This window comes from Phreatobacter stygius (genome assembly GCF_005144885.1).
In the GTDB taxonomy this organism is placed as follows: domain Bacteria; phylum Pseudomonadota; class Alphaproteobacteria; order Rhizobiales; family Phreatobacteraceae; genus Phreatobacter; species Phreatobacter stygius.
In genome coordinates, this window is the sequence record NZ_CP039690.1 from 2071724 (window position 1) to 2089287 (window position 17564).

17 protein-coding genes are annotated in these 17564 nt (G+C 66.8%); 11 read left to right on the plus strand and 6 right to left on the minus strand.

Going from position 1 to position 17564, the window contains the following annotated elements:
• Positions 1-69: 69 nt before the first annotated feature.
• Positions 70-957 (minus strand): LysR family transcriptional regulator, encoded by an 888-nt coding sequence (locus E8M01_RS09425; protein ID WP_136959886.1) that lies wholly within the window; start codon positions 955-957, stop codon positions 70-72.
• Between the two features lie 108 nt (positions 958-1065).
• On the opposite strand from E8M01_RS09425, the gene E8M01_RS09430 reads away from it, so the two are divergent.
• Both E8M01_RS09430 and E8M01_RS09435 read left to right on the plus strand, forming a co-directional pair.
• Positions 1066-2562, plus strand: coding sequence for a CoA-acylating methylmalonate-semialdehyde dehydrogenase (locus E8M01_RS09430; RefSeq protein WP_136959887.1), 1497 nt, complete (start codon positions 1066-1068; stop codon positions 2560-2562).
• Between the two features lie 180 nt (positions 2563-2742).
• On the plus strand, positions 2743-3843 hold the full coding sequence (locus tag E8M01_RS09435) for a TRAP transporter substrate-binding protein (protein ID WP_136959888.1): 1101 nt from the start codon (positions 2743-2745) through the stop codon (positions 3841-3843).
• A gap of 83 nt (positions 3844-3926) precedes the next feature.
• On the opposite strand, the gene E8M01_RS09440 is transcribed toward E8M01_RS09435, so the two are convergent.
• The gene (locus E8M01_RS09440) at positions 3927-4904 is read right to left on the minus strand and encodes a Bug family tripartite tricarboxylate transporter substrate binding protein (RefSeq protein ID WP_170181841.1); all 978 of its coding nucleotides are present in this window, start codon (positions 4902-4904) and stop codon (positions 3927-3929) included.
• 267 nt (positions 4905-5171) lie between these two features.
• Between E8M01_RS09440 and E8M01_RS09445 the strand changes: the two genes are divergently transcribed.
• Entirely contained in the window at positions 5172-6665 is a 1494-nt protein-coding gene (locus E8M01_RS09445; RefSeq protein WP_136959890.1) for a M81 family metallopeptidase, read from the plus strand.
• A 63-nt stretch (positions 6666-6728) separates the two neighbouring features.
• On the opposite strand, the gene E8M01_RS09450 is transcribed toward E8M01_RS09445, so the two are convergent.
• Complete coding sequence (locus E8M01_RS09450; protein ID WP_136959891.1) at positions 6729-7709, minus strand: ketopantoate reductase family protein; 981 nt, start codon at positions 7707-7709, stop codon at positions 6729-6731.
• Between the two features lie 31 nt (positions 7710-7740).
• Positions 7741-8913, minus strand: a complete 1173-nt coding sequence (locus E8M01_RS09455; RefSeq protein WP_136959892.1) for an NAD(P)/FAD-dependent oxidoreductase — start codon at positions 8911-8913, stop codon at positions 7741-7743.
• A 126-nt stretch (positions 8914-9039) separates the two neighbouring features.
• On the opposite strand from E8M01_RS09455, the gene E8M01_RS09460 reads away from it, so the two are divergent.
• Positions 9040-9930 (plus strand): HpcH/HpaI aldolase/citrate lyase family protein, encoded by an 891-nt coding sequence (locus tag E8M01_RS09460; RefSeq protein WP_136959893.1) that lies wholly within the window; start codon positions 9040-9042, stop codon positions 9928-9930.
• 196 nt (positions 9931-10126) lie between these two features.
• Here the strand turns inward: E8M01_RS09460 and E8M01_RS09465 are convergent, their stop codons facing one another.
• The gene (locus tag E8M01_RS09465) at positions 10127-11107 is read right to left on the minus strand and encodes an IS110 family RNA-guided transposase (protein WP_136958299.1); all 981 of its coding nucleotides are present in this window, start codon (positions 11105-11107) and stop codon (positions 10127-10129) included.
• 464 nt (positions 11108-11571) lie between these two features.
• Here E8M01_RS09465 and E8M01_RS09470 point away from each other — a divergent pair, with 464 nt between their 5' ends.
• From E8M01_RS09470 to E8M01_RS09490, 5 genes are all read left to right on the plus strand, one after another.
• On the plus strand, positions 11572-12162 hold the full coding sequence (locus E8M01_RS09470; protein ID WP_136959894.1) for a shikimate kinase: 591 nt from the start codon (positions 11572-11574) through the stop codon (positions 12160-12162).
• The gene (gene aroB, locus E8M01_RS09475) at positions 12159-13295 is read left to right on the plus strand and encodes a 3-dehydroquinate synthase (protein ID WP_136959895.1); all 1137 of its coding nucleotides are present in this window, start codon (positions 12159-12161) and stop codon (positions 13293-13295) included. Before E8M01_RS09470 ends, aroB begins: the two co-directional genes overlap by 4 nt.
• A gap of 71 nt (positions 13296-13366) precedes the next feature.
• The gene (locus E8M01_RS09480; protein WP_136959896.1) at positions 13367-14650 is read left to right on the plus strand and encodes an HlyC/CorC family transporter; all 1284 of its coding nucleotides are present in this window, start codon (positions 13367-13369) and stop codon (positions 14648-14650) included.
• A 41-nt stretch (positions 14651-14691) separates the two neighbouring features.
• Positions 14692-15498, plus strand: coding sequence for an amidohydrolase family protein (locus E8M01_RS09485; RefSeq protein WP_136959897.1), 807 nt, complete (start codon positions 14692-14694; stop codon positions 15496-15498).
• A gap of 44 nt (positions 15499-15542) precedes the next feature.
• On the plus strand, positions 15543-15950 hold the full coding sequence (locus E8M01_RS09490) for a methylglyoxal synthase (protein WP_136964534.1): 408 nt from the start codon (positions 15543-15545) through the stop codon (positions 15948-15950).
• 20 nt (positions 15951-15970) lie between these two features.
• Here E8M01_RS09490 and E8M01_RS09495 read toward each other — a convergent pair whose 3' ends face one another.
• The gene (locus tag E8M01_RS09495; RefSeq protein ID WP_136964535.1) at positions 15971-16237 is read right to left on the minus strand and encodes a BolA family protein; all 267 of its coding nucleotides are present in this window, start codon (positions 16235-16237) and stop codon (positions 15971-15973) included.
• Positions 16238-16434: 197 nt separating this feature from the next.
• On the opposite strand from E8M01_RS09495, the gene leuD reads away from it, so the two are divergent.
• Positions 16435-17040 (plus strand): 3-isopropylmalate dehydratase small subunit, encoded by a 606-nt coding sequence (gene leuD, locus E8M01_RS09500; RefSeq protein WP_136959898.1) that lies wholly within the window; start codon positions 16435-16437, stop codon positions 17038-17040.
• Positions 17041-17108: 68 nt separating this feature from the next.
• Positions 17109-17504 carry a RidA family protein gene (locus E8M01_RS09505; RefSeq protein WP_136959899.1) on the plus strand — a complete coding sequence of 132 codons (396 nt, stop codon included), beginning with the start codon at positions 17109-17111 and terminating at the stop codon, positions 17502-17504.
• Positions 17505-17564 lie beyond the last annotated feature (60 nt).

The following is a 17564-nucleotide window of genomic DNA, read 5'->3' on the forward strand; positions in this document are numbered from 1 at the left end:
GGCTCTTCGCCTGGCCACCGAGCCAGGCGCTTGAGGCCCCTGCGAAAGCCCGATGGCTGCGGCCGTTTCTCAAGAAAACAGGCTGCCCGCGGCCTCCACCTCCTCGACGATGAACCGATAGGCCTCGTCGACCCGGGCGATGCGCCGGGTATCGACATGGGCGACCAGATGATAGGTGCGGCGGATGGTCAGGTTCGGCAGGACCGGCATGAGCCCCGGCACGTCGCGGGCGGCGTAGTGGTGCAGGATGCCGATGCCGACGCCGGCTTTCACCGCTTCGACCTGGGCCGTCACGCTGGCGCATTCGAGCCGCCGCTGCCCGGCATCGAAAGCCGGCGGATAATAGGTCAGCGCTTCCGAATAATGCAGCTCCTGCACCGAGGTCACGAGCAGGTGGTGCTTCAGGTCCTCTGATGTCGCCGGCGCCGGATGCCGGGCGAGATAGTCGCGCGCGGCATAGAGCCCGAGCCCGTAGTCGGTCAGCTTGCGCACCGTCAGCCGGCCGTCCTTCGGCGGGTCGATGACGATGGCAAGATCCGCCTCGCGTTTCGACAAGGACAGCGTCCGCTGCAGCGGCACCAGCTGAATGGTCAGCCCGGGGTGCCGTTCGGCCAGCCGTCCGACGCGTGGCGCCAGGAACAGGCCGCCAAACCCCTCCGGGGCGCCGATGCGGACCGTGCCCGACACCATGCGGTCGACCTGGGACACACTGGCCTGGGCATCCAGCCAGGCCGTTTCCATGCCTTCCGCCGCGCCGAGGAATTTTTCGCCCGCCAGCGTCAGCGTGACGCCGGCGGTCGAGCGCGAGAAGAGCTGCGCGCCGACCGCCGCTTCGAGCAGCGACATGCGCCGCGCGACGGTGGCGTGGTCGAGCGACAGCACCCGCGAGGCGGACAGGAACTGGCCTGTGCGGGCCACCGCGAGAAACACCCGGATATGATCCCAGTTTGGCGTCATGACACCAGCTTACGCCAATTTGCGCACAACGCATGCGCGATCTTCGCACTTGGTTCTGGCACCATTGCGCTTTAGTTCTCGGAACCAACGACAATGGGAGGATCCTCCATGCGCAACTACGGACATTTTATCGGCGGCAAACATGTCGCAGGTCAGTCGGGCCGCACCGCCGACGTGTTCCAGCCGCTCGACGGCTCGGTCTTCGCCAAGGTCGCGCTGGCGACCAAGGCGGAAGTTCGCGCCGCGGTCGAGGACGCCAAGGCCGCCCAGCCGGCCTGGGCCGCCACCAACCCGCAGCGCCGCGCCCGCGTGCTGATGAAGTTCCTCGAGCTCTGCGCCCGCGACAACGACAAGATGGCGGACCTGCTGGCGCGGGAGCACGGCAAGACCATTCCCGACGCCAAGGGCGACATCCAGCGCGGCCTGGAAGTGATCGAATTCTCGATCGGCGCGCCGCAGATGATGAAGGGCGAATATACCGAAGGTGCCGGCCCGGGCATCGACATCTATTCGATGCGCCAGCCGCTCGGCGTGGTCGCCGGCATCACCCCGTTCAACTTCCCGGCGATGATCCCGCTGTGGAAGGCGGGCCCTGCGATCGCCGCTGGCAATGCCTTCATCCTGAAGCCGTCCGAGCGCGACCCGGGCGTGCCCCTGATGCTGGCTGAGCTGTTCATCGAGGCCGGCCTGCCGCCGGGCATCTTCAACGTCGTCAATGGCGACAAGGAATCGGTCGACGCCGTGCTCGACGATCCCGACATCAAGGCGGTCGGCTTCGTCGGCTCCACCTCGATCGCCGAATATGTCTATTCGCGCGGCTGCGCCAACGGCAAGCGCGTGCAGTGCTTCGGCGGCGCCAAGAACCATATGATCATCATGCCCGATGCCGACATGGACCAGGCGGCCGACGCGCTGATCGGCGCCGGCTACGGTTCGGCTGGCGAGCGCTGCATGGCGATCTCGGTTGCCGTGCCGGTCGGCGAGGAAGCCGCCAACAGGCTGATGGAACGGCTGGTGCCGCGGGTCGAGAGCCTGAAGATCGGCCCCTCGACCTCGGCCGACGCCGATTTCGGCCCGCTGGTGACCAGCCAGGCGCTGGAGCGGGTCAAGGGTTATGTCGATATCGGCATCAAGGAAGGCGCCAAGCTGGTCGTCGACGGCCGCGGCTTCAAGATGCAGGGCTACGAGAACGGCTTCTACATGGGCGGCTGTCTGTTCGACAACGTCACCAAGGAGATGCGCATCTACCAGGAGGAAATCTTCGGGCCGGTGCTCTCGGTGGTGCGCGCCAAGACCTATAACGAGGCGCTGTCGCTGGCCAATGACCATGAATATGGCAATGGCGTCGCGATCTATACCCGCGACGGCGACGCCGCCCGCGACTTCGCCGCCAAGGTTCAGGTCGGCATGGTCGGCATCAACGTGCCGATTCCGGTGCCGCTGGCCTATTACACCTTCGGCGGCTGGAAGCGTTCGTCCTTCGGCGACCTCAACCAGCATGGCCCCGACGCCTTCCGCTTCTATACCAAGACCAAGACGATCACCTCGCGCTGGCCGTCGGGCATCAAGGACGGCGCCGAGTTCTCGATCCCGACCATGGGCTGACGCGCAAGCGCGGCACGGGTCATCCCGAACTACTCAAGGCCGTCGCGCAAGCGGCGGCCTTTTTCGTGGACACCGCAAGGATCTCTGCGAAGACGGCCTCGGAGCGGCTCGTCCGCACCGCTTCATGGGCTATCGTCATGCCCCAAAATCAGAATCAAACCGAACTCCAGGAGACGTTCCATGAAGCGCCGCGCCTTTCTCAAGACCGCCGGCATCGGCGGCGCCGCCGTCGCGGTGGCGAGCCCCGCCATTGCCCAGGCAAGCCCGAGCATCACCTGGCGCCTGACCTCGAGCTATCCGAAATCGCTCGAAACCCTCTACGGCGCCTGCACCTATCTGTCCGAACTCGTCTCGGACGCGACCGACGGCGCCTTCAAGATCCAGGTCTTTGCCGCCGGCGAGGTCGTGCCGGCGCTCGCCGTCGCCGATGCGGTCAGCAACGGCACGGTCGAAATGGGCCAGACCGGGTCCTATTTTTATATTGGCAAGGACACCGGTTTTGCTTTCGGCACGGCGATCCCCTGGGGGCCGAACAGCCGCCAGCAGAACGCCTGGCTCTACCGCGCCGGCGGCATCGACCTGTTGAACGAGTTCTACGCCAAGTTCGGCATCTTCAACCTGCCGGCCGGCAATACCGGCACCCAGATGGGCGGCTGGTTCCGCAAGGAGATCAAGTCCAAGGCCGATCTCAGCGGCCTGAAAATGCGGGTCGGCGGCCTCGGCGGCACGGTGCTGCAGAAGCTCGGCGTGGTCCCGCAACAGCTCGGTGCCGGCGACATCTATCCGGCACTCGAGCGCGGCGTGCTCGACGCCGCCGAATTCGTCGGCCCTTATGACGACGAGAAGCTCGGCTTCGTCAAGATCGCGCCCTACTACTATTACCCGGCGTTCTGGGAAGGCGGGGCCGAACTCAGCTTCTTCTTCAATCTCGACAAGTGGAAGGCGCTGCCGAAGAGCTACCAGACCATTCTGCGGACCGCCGCGGCCACCGCCGGCCACGACATGCAGGCCAAATACGACGTGCTGAACCCGCCGGCGCTGCGCCGGCTGGTTGCCGCCGGCGCGCAATTGCGGCCGCTGCCGAACGACATCCTGCGCGCCAGCTACAAGATCGCGCTCGAGCTCTACAAGGAGATGTCGGAGCAGAACCCGGCGTTCAAGAAGATCTACGAACACCAGGCGGCATTCCACCGCGACAGCCAGGCCTATTGGGCCATTTCCGACTTCTACTACGACTACATGGCGGTCTCGGCCCAGCAGCAGCGCTGGGACCGGGATTGATTCCGGTTCCGGTTCCGGCAGGGCGCTTCGCGCTGCCGGAAACCTTCGCTCGAACGCCCAGCGGGCTTGGCGGTATCCACAGGCTATTTCAGCCCGGCGAGGCGGATCGCCGCCGCGGCCTTGGCCGCCTCGTCGCGCAGGAAGGCGTCGAATTCGGCTGGCGTCGTGTCGGTCAGTGTCACGCCATGCGGCTCGAGCCTGGCGCGCACCGCCGGATCGGCAAGCGCCGCCCGCACCGCCGCGTTCCAGCGCGCGACGATCGGCTCGGACGTGCCTGAACGCATGACCAGGCCGAACCAGGATTTCGAGGTGAAACCGGCGATGCCGGCCTCCACGAGCGTCGGCACGTTGGGCAGCGAGGCAAGCCGTGTCTCATTGGCGACCGCGACGGCGCGCAGGGTTCCGGCAACCACCAGTTCGCGGACATTCTGCAGGTCGCCGAGCATCATCGGCACATGGCCGCCGATCAGGTCCTTCAGCGCCGGCGCGCTGCCATGATAGGGCACGTGGACGATCTCGACGCCGAGCCGGCGCTTCAGCACCTCGAAGCCCAGGTGATTGGAAGCGCCCCGGCCGAACGAGGCGAAGCTCGCCGATGCCGGATGCGCCCTGGCCCAGCCGGCAAGCTCGGCGAGGTTGCGCGCCGGAACCGCCGGATGGGCCACCAGGACATGCGGACTGGAGGCGAGCAGCGCCACGCCGGTGAAGTCGCGGGCATGGTCATAAGGCGCCTGGTCGGCGAGCAGCGGCGAGACCAGGAAACTGTTGGAAATGGCGAGCACCGTATAGCCGTCGGCCGGCGCCGCCGCGACGCCCTGCGAGGCGATCATCGTGCCGCCGCCCGGCTTGTTCTCGATGACGACAGCGGCTCCCCAGGCCTTGGCGACATGTTCGGCGACCACCCGGGTAATGGCATCGGTGCCGCCGCCGGCGGCGAAAGGCACCACCACCCGGATGGCGCGGCCGGCGGCCGGATAATCCTCAGCCTGGACCGGCCCGGTCAGCGCCAGCATGACGCCGAACCATGCCGCGCCGATCAACCGCAAGCCCCGCATGTCCATGGCCCTCTCCATCCCTCATCGACCCGCATGTTGAACCGCAGGTTCGCTCGTTTCGCTCCGACGCTAACAAGGTTCGGCGCCGAGACCAGCGGTCTCGGTCGCCGTGCTCGTCTGCATCGGGCTCATGCCGGACCCCGGCAAGCCTCTGGGGCGCCGGTCCAATCTTTCGACCTGCCCCGGCCGCATCGCTGACCAGCCCGCGTTCGGGGATGACGGCGTGACCGCAATCGGCCACCAATAGCCGCGAGTTCCAACCGCGAGACATTCATGACCATGCGCATCGCCTGTGGCGGCTTCATGCACGAGACCAATACCTTCGTCCCGGAGCCGACCGGTTGGGCGAGCTTTAACCAGGCCGGCGCCTGGCCCGGTTTCACCCGCGGCGATACGATCCCCGCCAAATTCGCGCCGTTCAACATCGCCATAACCGGTTTCATGGATGTGGCGATCGCCGCCGGCCACGCCATCGTGCCGCTGTCCTGGTCCTTCGCGCAACCCTCCGGCCGGGTCGCCGACAGCGTGTTCGAACGCGCCTCGGCCTATCTCCTGGCCGATATCGCCGATGCTGCGCCGGACGCGGTCTTTCTGGAACTGCACGGCGCCATGACCACCGAAACGACAGAGGATGCCGAAGGCGAATTGCTGCACCGGGTACGGCGCCTTGTTGGCCCCGACGTGCCGATCGTCGCCTCGCTCGACCTGCACGCCAATGTCACGCAGCTGATGGTCGACAATGCCAGCTTCCTGTCGGCCTATCGCACCTATCCGCATATCGACTGGCTGCAGACCGGCCAGCGCGTCGGCCGCTGGTTCGACACTGTGCGTGCCTGGGGGCCGAAGCCGGCGCGCGCCTTCCGCCAGATGCCGTTCCTGATCCCGATCGCTTCGGGCTGCTCGATGATCGAACCGATGAAGGGCCTCTACGCGCTGCTGGAGGACATCGAGGCCGAAACCGGCGTCCATCTGTCGCTGTGCCCCGGCTTCCCTTCCGCCGACATCTACGACATGGGCGCGACCGTCATCGGCTATGGCGCCACGCAACCGGAGGTCGATGCGGCCGTCGACCGATTGGCCAAGGCGGTGATCCGCTCGGAAGCCGCTTTCCTGGAACATCTGGCCAAGCCCCGCGACGAGGCCCTCGACACGGCTTTTTCGCGCGCGGCCTCGGCCGCCAGGCCGGTGATCATTGCCGATACCCAGGACAATCCCGGCGCCGGCGGCTCGTCGATCACCACCGGTTTCCTGAAGTCGCTGATCGCACGCAAGGCCGAGAAGACGCTGGCCGCGCTGTTCCACGAGCCGGAGATCGCCACGGCCGCCCACAAGGCCGGCGTCGGCAAGACCATCGACGTCACCTTTGCCGCCCATGGCTCGGGTCCCGGCGAGGAACCGCTGTCGGCATCGGCCGAGGTTGTCGCCGTCTCCGACGGCCGTTTCACCGGCACCGGCCCGATGGTTGGCGGCCAGCCGATCCATATGGGGCCGTCGGCCTGGCTCCGGATCGGCGGCATCGATGTGGTGGTCGGCACGGTGCGCCAGCAGCCGCATTGCATCGCGGTCTGCACCCATCTCGGCGTCGACATCACCGGCTACAAGGTGGTCGTGCTGAAGAGCTCGGTGCATTTCCGCGGCGACTGGCAGCCCTATGCCGACAGCGTCGTGGTTGGTGCCTCGCCCGGCGCGGCGCTCGACGATACCGGCGTCATTCCGTTCGAGCACCTGCGCCCGAACGTCCGCCGCCGGCCCATGTCCAACGCGTGACGGTCCAAGGCGTGACGGTCCAAGGCGTGACGGTCCGATGCCTGAGCGGAGCGAAACGCGGCGTCAGCGCTTGTGCTGGATCGCCGCGTCGAGCCCGCGCAGCAGCGGCAGGATGACATCGATGGTCGGCGTCGCGACGCCGGCCTCGCGCGCGAAGGCCTGGACCTGGCCGACGATCGCTTCCACCTCCATCGGCCGGCCCATCTCGACATCCTGCAACATGGACGAGCGGCCGCCGGCGCGACCCGGCGCCGGATTGACGATCGCCTCCGCGTCGACGCTGTCGGCGAAGTCCCAGCCGAGCGCCCGGGCGACCTCGACCGTCTCCTTGATCATGCCGCGCCCGACCTCGCCAATGCCCGGCGCCCTCGGCCAATCGGCTGTCGGCACCCGGGTGATCGCCGAAAGCGGGTTGCCGGCGACATTGCGGAACAGTTTTTCCCACATGTCGCGCCGAATATCCTCGGAGACCGGCGCGCTCAGGCCGGCCGCCTCGAACAGTTCGGCGGCCGCTTCCGCCCGCGGCGAGCGGTCGCCGGTCGGCTCGCCCATGATCCACTTGTTGGCGCCGAAATGGGTGACCACGCCCGGCTGCTTCAACGCGTTGGACGAATAGACCACGCCGCCGAGCACACATTCCGGACCGAGCTCGCGCCACAAAAGCCCGTCGGGATCGAGCAGCGGCAGCGAACCGCCGTCATCGATGCCGTAGCGCCACCACCAGGGAATGCCGTTGTTGAAGAACAGCGCGGCGGCGCTCGGCGCCAGCAGCTTTTTCAACGGCCTGGCAACCGCCGGCAGCGACGGCGCCTTCAACGACAGCACGACCAGGTCTTGCGGCGGCAATTTCGAGGGGTCGTCGGTCGCGGCAAAAGGTTTGCCGCCGATCACCTTGCCTTCGGTCTCCAGGAACAGGCCGTTCTCGCTGATGGCGGCGAGATGGGCGCCGCGCGCCACCACCGAGACCTCGGCATCGCCCTTGGCGATCAGACGCGCGGCCAGGTGGCCGCCAATGGCGCCAGCGCCGTAAACACAGACTTTCATGCGATGCTCTCCCGGCGGCCCGGCCGCGCGATCAGATAACGTTCAACTCCAGAACCGGTTCGCTCCTGGCGATGCGGCCATAACCGAAGACCGACAGATCGAGCGACCGGTAGCCGCCGAACACGATCTGTTCCGCGATGGCGCGGCCGGCTGCCGGCGCCTGCTGCAGTCCGTGGCCGGAGAAACCATTGATGAACTGCAGGTTGGCCACCTCCGGGTGCGGCCCGAGAATGGCGTTGTGGTCGAGCGTGTTGAAATCGTAATGCCCGGCCCAGGCGCGGATCAGGCGGAGCTCTTCGAGCGCCGGGATGCGGGTCGCCCAGGCCGGCCAGACATAGGCCTCGAACTCGTCGTGGTTCGGCTCGAAATCGCCGTGGGCCGCCGGATCCGGGTCGTTTTCGCCCGGGCCCCAGCCGCCAATGATCAGCTCGCGTTCGGGTCGCATCCAGACCCCCGAGGGATCGACGATCAGCGGCATGTTGGCAAAGGACGCTGGGCATTTGGCCACGAACACCGTGCGCTTGCGCGGTTCGACCGGCAGCGCGATGCCGGCACCCTCGGCCAGCCGTCCGGCCCAGGCGCCGGCCGCCAGCACGCAGGTGCCACAGCTCACGACGGAGCCGTCGGCGAGTGTCACGCCGGTGATCCGGTTGCCCTCGCGCTCGAGACCCTTGACCTCGGCCTTCTGGTAGACCACGCCCGCCTCGCGGGCCGCCTTGCGGAACAGGTCGAGCAGCATGGCGGCGTCGAACCAGCCTTCGCCGGTTCGCCCCCAGGCGCCCGCCGCGAGCTCCTCGGTGCTGAGCCAGGGGAAGCGCTGCTTCAGTTCGTCCGGCGACAACAGCACGATGTCGGCGCCCTCGGCGCTCTGCGTCCGCCAATTGGCCTCCAGCACGCCGCGGCCGGTGTCGCTCGCCAGGATCAGATAGCCGCCCTCATGGAAGCCGATATCGGCATCCGGACTGAAGCGCTCCTTCAGGCCGCGAATGATCTCGATGCCGAACCGGCTCATCCGGATATTCTCCGGCGTCGAGAACTGCTGGCGGATCGAGGCCGCCGACAGCGTGGTCGACGACTGGGCATAGGTCGGATCGCGTTCGATGACCCTGACGCTGCCCGCGAAACCCAGCTCTTTCTTGAGGAAATAGGCGGCGCAGGATCCCATGATCCCGCCGCCGACGATCAGAACATCCGTATCAGTCACGCGCCGCACAACCCTGAAGCAAAAGAGCGAAATCAATCTAAGCGAAAGGACGATGGCACGGCCGCCGCAAGGCGGCTAGCCTCTGGCCAGTCGCTCAGCGCATAGCCCCTTTTCGGACCGCCCGCCATGTCGAACCGCCCTCGCCGCTCCGTCCTCTATATGCCGGGCTCCAATGCCCGGGCACTCGAAAAGGCCCGCGCACTGCCCGCCGACGTCGTCATCCTCGACCTCGAGGACGCGGTTGCGCCCGACGCCAAGGCAACCGCGCGTGCGCAGGTCGCCGCCGCTGTGACAGCCGGCGGCTTCGGCCATCGCGAGGTGGTGGCGCGCATCAACGGGCTGGAAACGCCCTGGGGCATGGCCGATCTGGCGGCGATCGCGGCGACCGGTCCCGATGTCATTCTCATTCCGAAAGTCAACAAGAGCGACGACCTGATCGCCGCCGGACGAGCGCTGGCCGAGGCCGGTACGCCCGGGCGCACCCGGGTCTGGGCCATGATGGAAACGCCGCTCGCCATGCTGAACGCGGCAACCATCGCCGCGGCGGCCGCCGATCCGGCGACCCGGCTTTCCGGCTTCGTCATGGGCACCAATGATCTCGCCAAGGAAACCGGCGCCCGCCTGGTGCCTGGCCGCGCGCCGATGAATTCCTGGCTGATGACCTGCCTTGCCGCCGCCAGGGCCCATGGCCTTGTGATCATCGACGGTGTCTGGAACGAGATTGCCGACGAGGCCGGTTTCATCAGGGAATGCGCCGAGGCGCGCGACATGGGCTTCGACGGCAAGACGCTGATCCACCCGAACCAGATCGCCGGCTGCAACGCCGCCTTCTCGCCGGCCGAGACCGAGGTCGCCTGGGCCCGCAAGATCATTGCGGCTTTCGAACAGCCGGAGAATGCCGCCAAGGGCGCGCTGCAGGTCGAGGGCCGCATGGTCGAGCGGCTTCATGCCGACATGGCGCGGCGCCTGGTCGGCATTGCCGAAGCCATTGCCGAGCGCGAAATCCCGGCCGCCTAAGTCCTGTGTTGTTTGAGTTCGCCGCGGTTCGAGGGACCGGCGAGGCGTTCATCGCGAAGCCGAGCGCAATCAGCCGATTTGCATAGCGGCAGGTCAGGCTTCGAGGCCATGCACCTGAACCTCGCCCTCACCTCGCCCCAGCGGGGAGAGGTCGACCGAAGCGCAGCGGAGGTCGGGAGAGCATCTGTGTTTCGGGTCAAGCCTGTTTTGGAGCGTGAGTGGCCCAAGTGCGGTCCTGAGCGATAAGGGTGTTGGCGAGGACGACGAGCTTTCGAGCCACGGCGATGAGGGCGCATTTGGGCTTCTTGCCCTTGGCGATCAGGCGGTCGTGGAAACTTTTCATGTCGGCGTTGCAGCGCGTGGCCGAGAGCGCCGCCAGGTAGAGAACGCGGCGCACCCGGGAGCGTCCGCCCCAGATGACGCGGACGCCCTGTCGTTCACCGGAATCATCGGCGATCGGGGCTAGTCCCGCCAACAGGCTGATCTGTTTGATGTTGCAGGTCCCCAGCTCGGTCAGGGCGGCCACCAGGGTCGTGGCGACCGCCGGGCCGAACGAAGGGATCGAGATCAGAATGTCGTGGCGTCTGGCCAGGCATGGATCGGCCGCGATGCGTTTGGCGATCTCGCCGGCGATGGCTTCGATAGCCTTGGCGATCCGGGTGAGACGGTGAGCGAGATGGCGGATCAGGAACTTGTCGGTGACCGCGTGCCGCTGGTTCTTGAGGGCTGTCTGTTCGTCGACGGCCGCATCGCGGGCGCTGACCAACTCATTGAGCGCATCGAGGGCTTCCGGTGCCGGCGGTCGCTGGGCCGGGTTCATGGCCCGCGCGAACAGGGCCAACACGCGGGCATCGAGCCGGTCGGTCTTGGCCAAGGTGCCCGTGGCACGCGCGAACATGCGCACGCGATAAGGATCGACCACGGCAACCGGCACGCCCGAGGCATGCAGGCTTCGGCGAACCTGGCGGTGCCACTTGCCGGTCGCCTCGACCACGACCAGCGCCAGATCAAAGCGCTGAAGCCAGCGCTTCAACTGCCGGATGCCCAACTCGGCATTGGCAAAACGGTGGGTCTCCCCGCCGGGCAGAACGTGGATGTCGAGCCAGCTCTTGCTGACGTCGATTCCCACGGTAGACTTGCCTTCGGTCTCTTGTTTGGACGCTTCCTTGCCTTGCATACGGGACTTCCTCCCCAGCATCTGTTCAGGACAAGAGCCAGAGGACGGCCGGACCATGCTCTCCCGCGGTGCTGAGCCAAAGGGTGAAACGGTCCCGGACATCCGCGTCGAGGCCGGTGGCCACCGGCCTCGACGCACCTCTCAGCCTGCGCTGAGTCGGTCCCGCAAACATGCAAGGGGGAGAGGCGCTGACCGGGGGTCATCATGCGAAGCGCTCAACGCCCTGTTCTGAATGCTTAATTCCCCCTCTCCCGGCGCTGACGCGCCAACCTCCCCCCGCTGGGGGGAGGTTGAGCGGCGGCCACGCAACCGCCACGACGCGCACCGGATGCGTGAGCGCTGCGGCCCTTGGTCGGCCAAAGCATGAGAACCTGACCCTCGCAGCGGACACCGCCAATTGGCCGTCCTGCCCCGTTGCCTCCCCCGCCCGTTCGTGACACAGGGGTAACGAAACGGGGACCATCATGGGCGCGACGACCGCCGAGATCGACACGACAGGTTTGCGCGCGGCGCTTGGCGCGCGCTCGATTGTGCTCGTCGGTCTGATGGGCGCCGGCAAGACCTCGATCGGCCGCCGGCTCGCCCAACGCCTCGGTTTGCCCTTCATCGATGCCGACCAGGAGATCGAGAAGGCGCATGTCATGTCGATCCCGGAAATTTTCGAGAAACATGGCGAAGCCTATTTCAGGGCCGGCGAGGTGCGCGTGGTCGCCCGCATCCTGAAGGACGGTCCGCAGGTGCTGGCCACCGGCGGCGGCGCCTTCATGAACCCCGAGACCCGCGCCAATATCCGCGCGCTCGGCATTTCGCTCTGGCTGAAGGCCGATCTCGACGTGCTGATGCGGCGGGTCCGGCGGCGCAGCGACCGGCCGCTCTTGAAGCAGGCCGACCCGGAAGCCGTGCTCCGCCGGCTGATGGAGGAGCGCTATCCGGTTTATGCGGAGGCCGATCTCGCCATCGTCTCGCGCGAGGCCTCGCATGAGGAGATCGTCGACGAGGCCGTCAATGTGCTGGTCGACCATCTGCTGGCGCCGAAGGAGTTGAACCAGCCGTGAGCGCCCCGTCCGACCCCGATGCCATCACCAGCGTTCCGGTTGCGCTCGGTGAACGCTCTTACGACATCCTGATCGGCGCCGGCCTGATCGCCGGCGCCGGCGCGACCATCGCCGCGCGGTTTCCGGGCCGGGCTGTCGCCATCGTCACCGACGAGACGGTCGGCGGGCTCCATGGCCAGGCGCTCGAACAGAGCCTTGATGGGGCCGGCATCCGCCATATCCGGATCAGCGTTCCCGCGGGCGAAGCCACCAAGCGCTTCGCCATGCTCGAACAGGTGGTCGACCAGTTGCTCGCCGCCCGGATGGAGCGCGGCGACCTGGTCGTGGCGCTCGGCGGCGGCGTGGTCGGTGACCTCGCCGGCTTTGCCGCGGCCATCGTCCGGCGCGGCATGGGTTTCGTGCAGATGCCGACCAGCCTGCTCGCCCAGGTCGATTCCTCGGTCGGCGGCAAGACCGGCATCAATTCGCGCCATGGCAAGAACCTGATCGGCGCCTTCTATCAGCCCGGCCTGGTGCTGGCCGATACCGACGTGCTCGACACCCTGTCGACCCGCGAGTTCCGCGCCGGTTATGCCGAGGTCGCGAAATACGGGCTGATCGACGATCCCGGCTTCTTCGGCTGGCTGGAAGCCAATTGGCGCGGCATATTCCAGGGTGGCCGCGACCGGACCCAGGCGATCGCCACCTCCTGCCGCGCCAAGGCCGCGGTGGTCGCCCGCGACGAAACCGAAACCGGCGACCGCGCCTTGCTCAATCTCGGCCATACCTTCGGCCATGCGCTCGAAGCCGCCACCGGCTACGACAGCGCCCGCCTGGTCCATGGCGAGGGCGTCGCCATCGGCATGGCGCAGGCCTATCGTTTCTCGGCGAAACTCGGCCTTTGCCCGCCTGATGACGCCGAACGCATGCGATCGCATCTGACGGCCGTTGGATTGCCGACCGAACTCGCTCATATTCCGGGCGACGTCGGCGATGTCGACCGGCTGATGACTGCGATCCAGCAGGACAAGAAGGTGACGCGCGGCGCGCTGACCTTCATCCTGACCCGCGGCATCGGCCGAAGCTTCATCGCAGGGGATGTCGACCCCACGGCCGTGCGCTCGTTCCTGGCGGAAGAGCTCGCGCGCCGGTAGCGCCTGGCCGGTGAGCCATCGGCGGCGCGCGGGGCAGTGAGGTTAGCCGCCTCCCGGCGGCCGAGGAGACCATGGACGACATCATCATCAACCCCTGGCTGGCGCTGGCGATCATCGTGGTCAGCCTCATGCTGTCGGCGTTCTTTTCCGCCGGCGAAACGGCCATGTCGGCCACCTCCAAGGCGCGCATGCTGGCGCTGGAAACCGCCGGTGATTCCAGGGCGCGGATCATCAACCGCATGCTCGACGCCCGCGAGCGGCTGATCGGCGCCATGCTGGTCGGCAACAATGTCGTCAATATCGGCATGTCGGCCTTCACCACCAGCCTGATGGTCGGCTTCTTCGGCGCCGAGGGCGTGATCTATGCCACCGCCATCATGTCGGTGCTGATCATTGTCTTCGCCGAGGTCATGCCGAAGACGGTGGCGATCGTGCGCCCCGAACAGGTGTCGCTGGCCATTGCCCGGCCGGTCTCCTGGGTGGTCGCGGTGCTCGGCCCGGTGCTGCTGGCGATCGAGGCGATCGTGCGCGGCGTCCTGCGCCTGTTCGGCCTGAAGATCGACCAGAACCAGAGCGTCCTGTCGGGCGCCGAGGAGCTGCGCGGCACGGTCGACCTGATGCACAAGGAAGGATCGTTCGAGAAGCTCGACCGCGACATGGTCGGCGGCATTCTCGACCTGAAGGACCTGTCGGTCTCCGACGTCATGGTCCACCGTACCAAGATGGTGACCATCGACGCGGGCGATGCCCCCGACAAAGTGGTGCGCGACGTGCTCGCCGCGCCCTATACCCGCATTCCGCTGTGGCGCGACACGCCGGAAAACATCATTGGCGTGCTGCACGGCAAGGACCTGTTGCGCGCCATGGCCGCGGCCAATGGCGACGTCTCCAAGATCGACCTGACCAGTCTCGCCTTGCCGGCCTGGTTCGTGCCGGACTCGACCAGCCTGCAGGACCAGCTCAAGGCCTTCCTCCGGCGCAAGACCCATTTCGCCCTGGTCGTCGACGAATATGGCGAGGTGATGGGCCTGGTGACGCTCGAGGACATCATCGAGGAGATCGTCGGCGACATCAAAGACGAACACGACGTCCAGGTGATCGGCGTCCGGCCGCAGACCGACGGCTCGGTCAATGTCGACGGCAGCGTGCCGATCCGCGACCTCAACCGTGCGATGGACTGGCGCCTGCCCGACGAAGAGGCGACCACCATTGCCGGCCTGGTCATCCACGAGGCCCGCTCGATCCCCGAGACCGGCCAGACCTTCACCTTCCACGGCTTCCGCTTCCATGTGCTGAGGAAACAGCGCAACCGCATCACCGCCTTGAAGATCACGCCGCTGGAGCGGCCGGGCTGAGCCGGGCCGGACAAGGCGGAGCCATTGCCGGGAGGGATCGCATGATCATCGACGCCTGGGGACAACACCCGACGCTGCGCCACGCCCAGGACCCGATCTTCGATTCGTTGCGACGCTGGACCAAGGCGCCGCTGCCGACCGAAGCCCTGCCGGTGGCGACAACCGTTGCCGCGCTCGATGCCGGCGGCATCGACCACATGCTGATCAGCGCCTGGTACGCGCCGCGCAACGTCATGATCTCCAATGACGAGGTGGCGGCTTTCGCGGCGGCCTCCGGCGGGCGCCTGATCGGTGTCGGTTCGGTCGACATTTCCAGGCCGATGACAGCGATCGCCGAAATCCGCCGCTGCATCACCGAACTCGGCTTCAAGGCGATCCGCGTGCTGCCCTGGCTTTGGGAGGTGCCGCCGACCGACCGGCGCTTCTATCCCGTTTACGCCGCCTGCGCCGAGCTTGGCGTGCCCTTCTGCACCCAGATCGGCCATACCGGGCCACTGATGCCCTCGGAGGTCGGCCGGCCGATCTATCTCGACCAGGTGGCGCTCGACTTTCCCGAACTGACCATTGTCGGCGGCCATATCGGTTATCCCTGGACCGACGAGGCCATCGCGGTCGCGACCAAGCACGACAATGTCTTCATCGACACCTCGGCCTATGCGGTTGGCCGCTACCCCGCGGCATTGGTCGCCTATCTGAAGTCGAACGGCCGGACCAAGGTGCTGTTCGGCTCCAACTATCCGATGATCCTGCCGGGCAAGGCGCTCGACGGCCTCGATGCGCTTGGCCTCGACGACCAGACCCGCGCCTTGTTCCTCGGCGGCAATGCGGCGCGTGTCTACAAGCTTTGACGGAACCGCCGGCCATGCGCAGCATGGGATCGAAACGCGCCGCGATGGAGGCCTTTTCCGTGATCGTGAACCAGCCCAGGGACGAGCGGGCCATTGCGCTCATCGCCCATGACCAGAAAAAGCCGGAGATGGTTGCCTGGGCCTCGCGCCATCGCAAGGTGCTGGCCGGCCACCGGATCGTTGCCACCGGCACCACCGGCTCGCTGCTCAAGCGCGAGGTGCCCGAGCTCGATATTCGCCTGATGAAGAGCGGTCCGCTCGGCGGCGACCAGCAGATCGGCGCGCTGATCGTCGAGGATGCCATCAGCCTGCTGATCTTCCTGGTCGATCCGCTGTCGCCGCATCCCCACGACGTCGACGTCAAGGCGCTGACCCGCCTCGCCGTCGTCTACAATGTGCCGATGGCCTGCAATCTGGCGACCGCCGACCGGCTGATCGCCGGCACGGCCTGAGGCGCTCCGGGATCCCCGCCTTATTCGCCCGGCGCCCGCGCCTCGATCGCCAGGGCATGGACGCGGCCCTTCAGTTCCGCATCGAGCACCTGGTTGATCATCCGGTGGCGGTCGACCCGCGACTTGCCGGCAAACAGCGCCGAGACCAGCTTGACCCGGAAATGCGTCTCGCCGCCCTCGCGCCAGCCGCCATGGCCATGGTGCTGCTCGCTTTCGTCGATGACGGCGAGCGAAACGGGCTGGAAGGCCTGGGTGAGCTTGGCCTCGATGGTGGCGTGCACGGTCATGGTGATCTCCGGTTCCGCCCGGATATCGGCGAGCTTGGGCGCCACCGCAACCCCGCTGCGCATTCGCGCCGCCTTGCCCCGGGGCCGATGGCTCTGATACATCCGGCCCCAGCGCTTGCCGCTGAGCTTGAACCAGTCGGCCAGACAGAATGGCGCAAGCTGAACGGCAAACGCCTGAGACGATCAGGGGGAACCCCATGCAGAAGTTCACCGCGCTGACCGGCGTCGCCGCACCGATGCGGACCATCAATGTCGACACCGACATGATCATCCCGAAGCAATATCTGAAGACGATCAAGCGGACCGGGCTCGGCAAGGGCCTGTTTTCCGAGGCGCGCTATAAGGACGACGGCTCGGAGAACCCCGACTTCATCCTGAACAAGCCGGCCTATCGCAATGCCCAGATCCTGGTCGCCGGCGACAATTTCGGCTGCGGTTCGTCGCGCGAACACGCGCCCTGGGCGCTGCTCGACTACGGCATCCGCTGCGTGATCTCCACCAGCTTCGCCGACATCTTCTACAACAACTGCTTCAAGAACGGCGTGCTGCCGATCACCGTCTCGCCCGAGGACCTGGAGAAGCTGTTCGAGGACGCCGATCGCGGCTCCAACGCCACGCTGACCATCGATCTCGAGAGCCAGGAGATCCGTGGCCCCGACGGCGGCACGCTGAAATTCGAGATCGATGCCTTCCGCAAGCACTGCATGCTGAACGGCCTCGACGATATCGGCCTGACCATGGTCAAGGCCAAGTCGATCGACGATTTCGAGAAGACCGCCAGCACCGCGCGTCCCTGGATGTGATTGAACAGCACCGCGCCCAAGGCGACCGCGCGGCGGTTCGCCCCGGCACGATGCGGAAAGAGTGAGCCATGGAACGGCGCCTTATCTCAACCGGTTCGCCGTTCGAAAAGGCCGCGGGCTATTCGCGCGCGGTGGCCCAGGGCGGCTTCGTCTTCGTGGCCGGCACGACCGGCTACGACTATGCGACCATGGTGCTGCCGGAAAGCGTCGAGGACCAGGCGCGCAACTGCTTCAAGACCATCGCGGCGGCGCTCGCCGAGGCCGGCTCGTCGCTGAAGGACGTGGTGCGCGCCACCTATTACATCATCGACGCAGCCGATGCCGACAAGGTCTTCCCGATCTTCGGCGAGGTGTTCGGCGATATCCGGCCGGCGGCCACCCTAGTGGTCGTCGCAGGCCTGCTCAAGCCCGAGATCAGGGTCGAGGTCGAAGTCACCGCCATGGTGCAGGCCGCCCGCGGCTGACATCCTGTCCGATCGCTCATCTCCGCCAACGCCAGTTCCCGGTCCCGCCATGACGCAATC

Excerpts from the sequence above, each read along its gene's own strand:
- E8M01_RS09445 (WP_136959890.1), top strand. The coding sequence starts at position 5,172 with ATGACCATGCGCATCGCCTGTGGCGGCTTCATGCACGAGACCAATACC.
- leuD (WP_136959898.1), top strand. The coding sequence starts at position 16,435 with ATGCAGAAGTTCACCGCGCTGACCGGCGTCGCCGCACCGATGCGGACC.
- E8M01_RS09495 (WP_136964535.1), bottom strand. The coding sequence starts at position 16,237 with ATGACCGTGCACGCCACCATCGAGGCCAAGCTCACCCAGGCCTTCCAG.
- E8M01_RS09485 (WP_136959897.1), top strand. The coding sequence starts at position 14,692 with ATGATCATCGACGCCTGGGGACAACACCCGACGCTGCGCCACGCCCAG.
- E8M01_RS09435 (WP_136959888.1), top strand. The coding sequence starts at position 2,743 with ATGAAGCGCCGCGCCTTTCTCAAGACCGCCGGCATCGGCGGCGCCGCC.
- E8M01_RS09430 (WP_136959887.1), top strand. The coding sequence starts at position 1,066 with ATGCGCAACTACGGACATTTTATCGGCGGCAAACATGTCGCAGGTCAG.
- E8M01_RS09490 (WP_136964534.1), top strand. The coding sequence starts at position 15,543 with ATGGAGGCCTTTTCCGTGATCGTGAACCAGCCCAGGGACGAGCGGGCC.
- E8M01_RS09460 (WP_136959893.1), top strand. The coding sequence starts at position 9,040 with ATGTCGAACCGCCCTCGCCGCTCCGTCCTCTATATGCCGGGCTCCAAT.
- E8M01_RS09505 (WP_136959899.1), top strand. The coding sequence starts at position 17,109 with ATGGAACGGCGCCTTATCTCAACCGGTTCGCCGTTCGAAAAGGCCGCG.
- E8M01_RS09425 (WP_136959886.1), bottom strand. The coding sequence starts at position 957 with ATGACGCCAAACTGGGATCATATCCGGGTGTTTCTCGCGGTGGCCCGC.
- E8M01_RS09470 (WP_136959894.1), top strand. The coding sequence starts at position 11,572 with ATGGGCGCGACGACCGCCGAGATCGACACGACAGGTTTGCGCGCGGCG.
- E8M01_RS09480 (WP_136959896.1), top strand. The coding sequence starts at position 13,367 with ATGGACGACATCATCATCAACCCCTGGCTGGCGCTGGCGATCATCGTG.
- E8M01_RS09465 (WP_136958299.1), bottom strand. The coding sequence starts at position 11,107 with ATGCAAGGCAAGGAAGCGTCCAAACAAGAGACCGAAGGCAAGTCTACC.
- E8M01_RS09440 (WP_170181841.1), bottom strand. The coding sequence starts at position 4,904 with ATGGACATGCGGGGCTTGCGGTTGATCGGCGCGGCATGGTTCGGCGTC.
- E8M01_RS09450 (WP_136959891.1), bottom strand. The coding sequence starts at position 7,709 with ATGAAAGTCTGTGTTTACGGCGCTGGCGCCATTGGCGGCCACCTGGCC.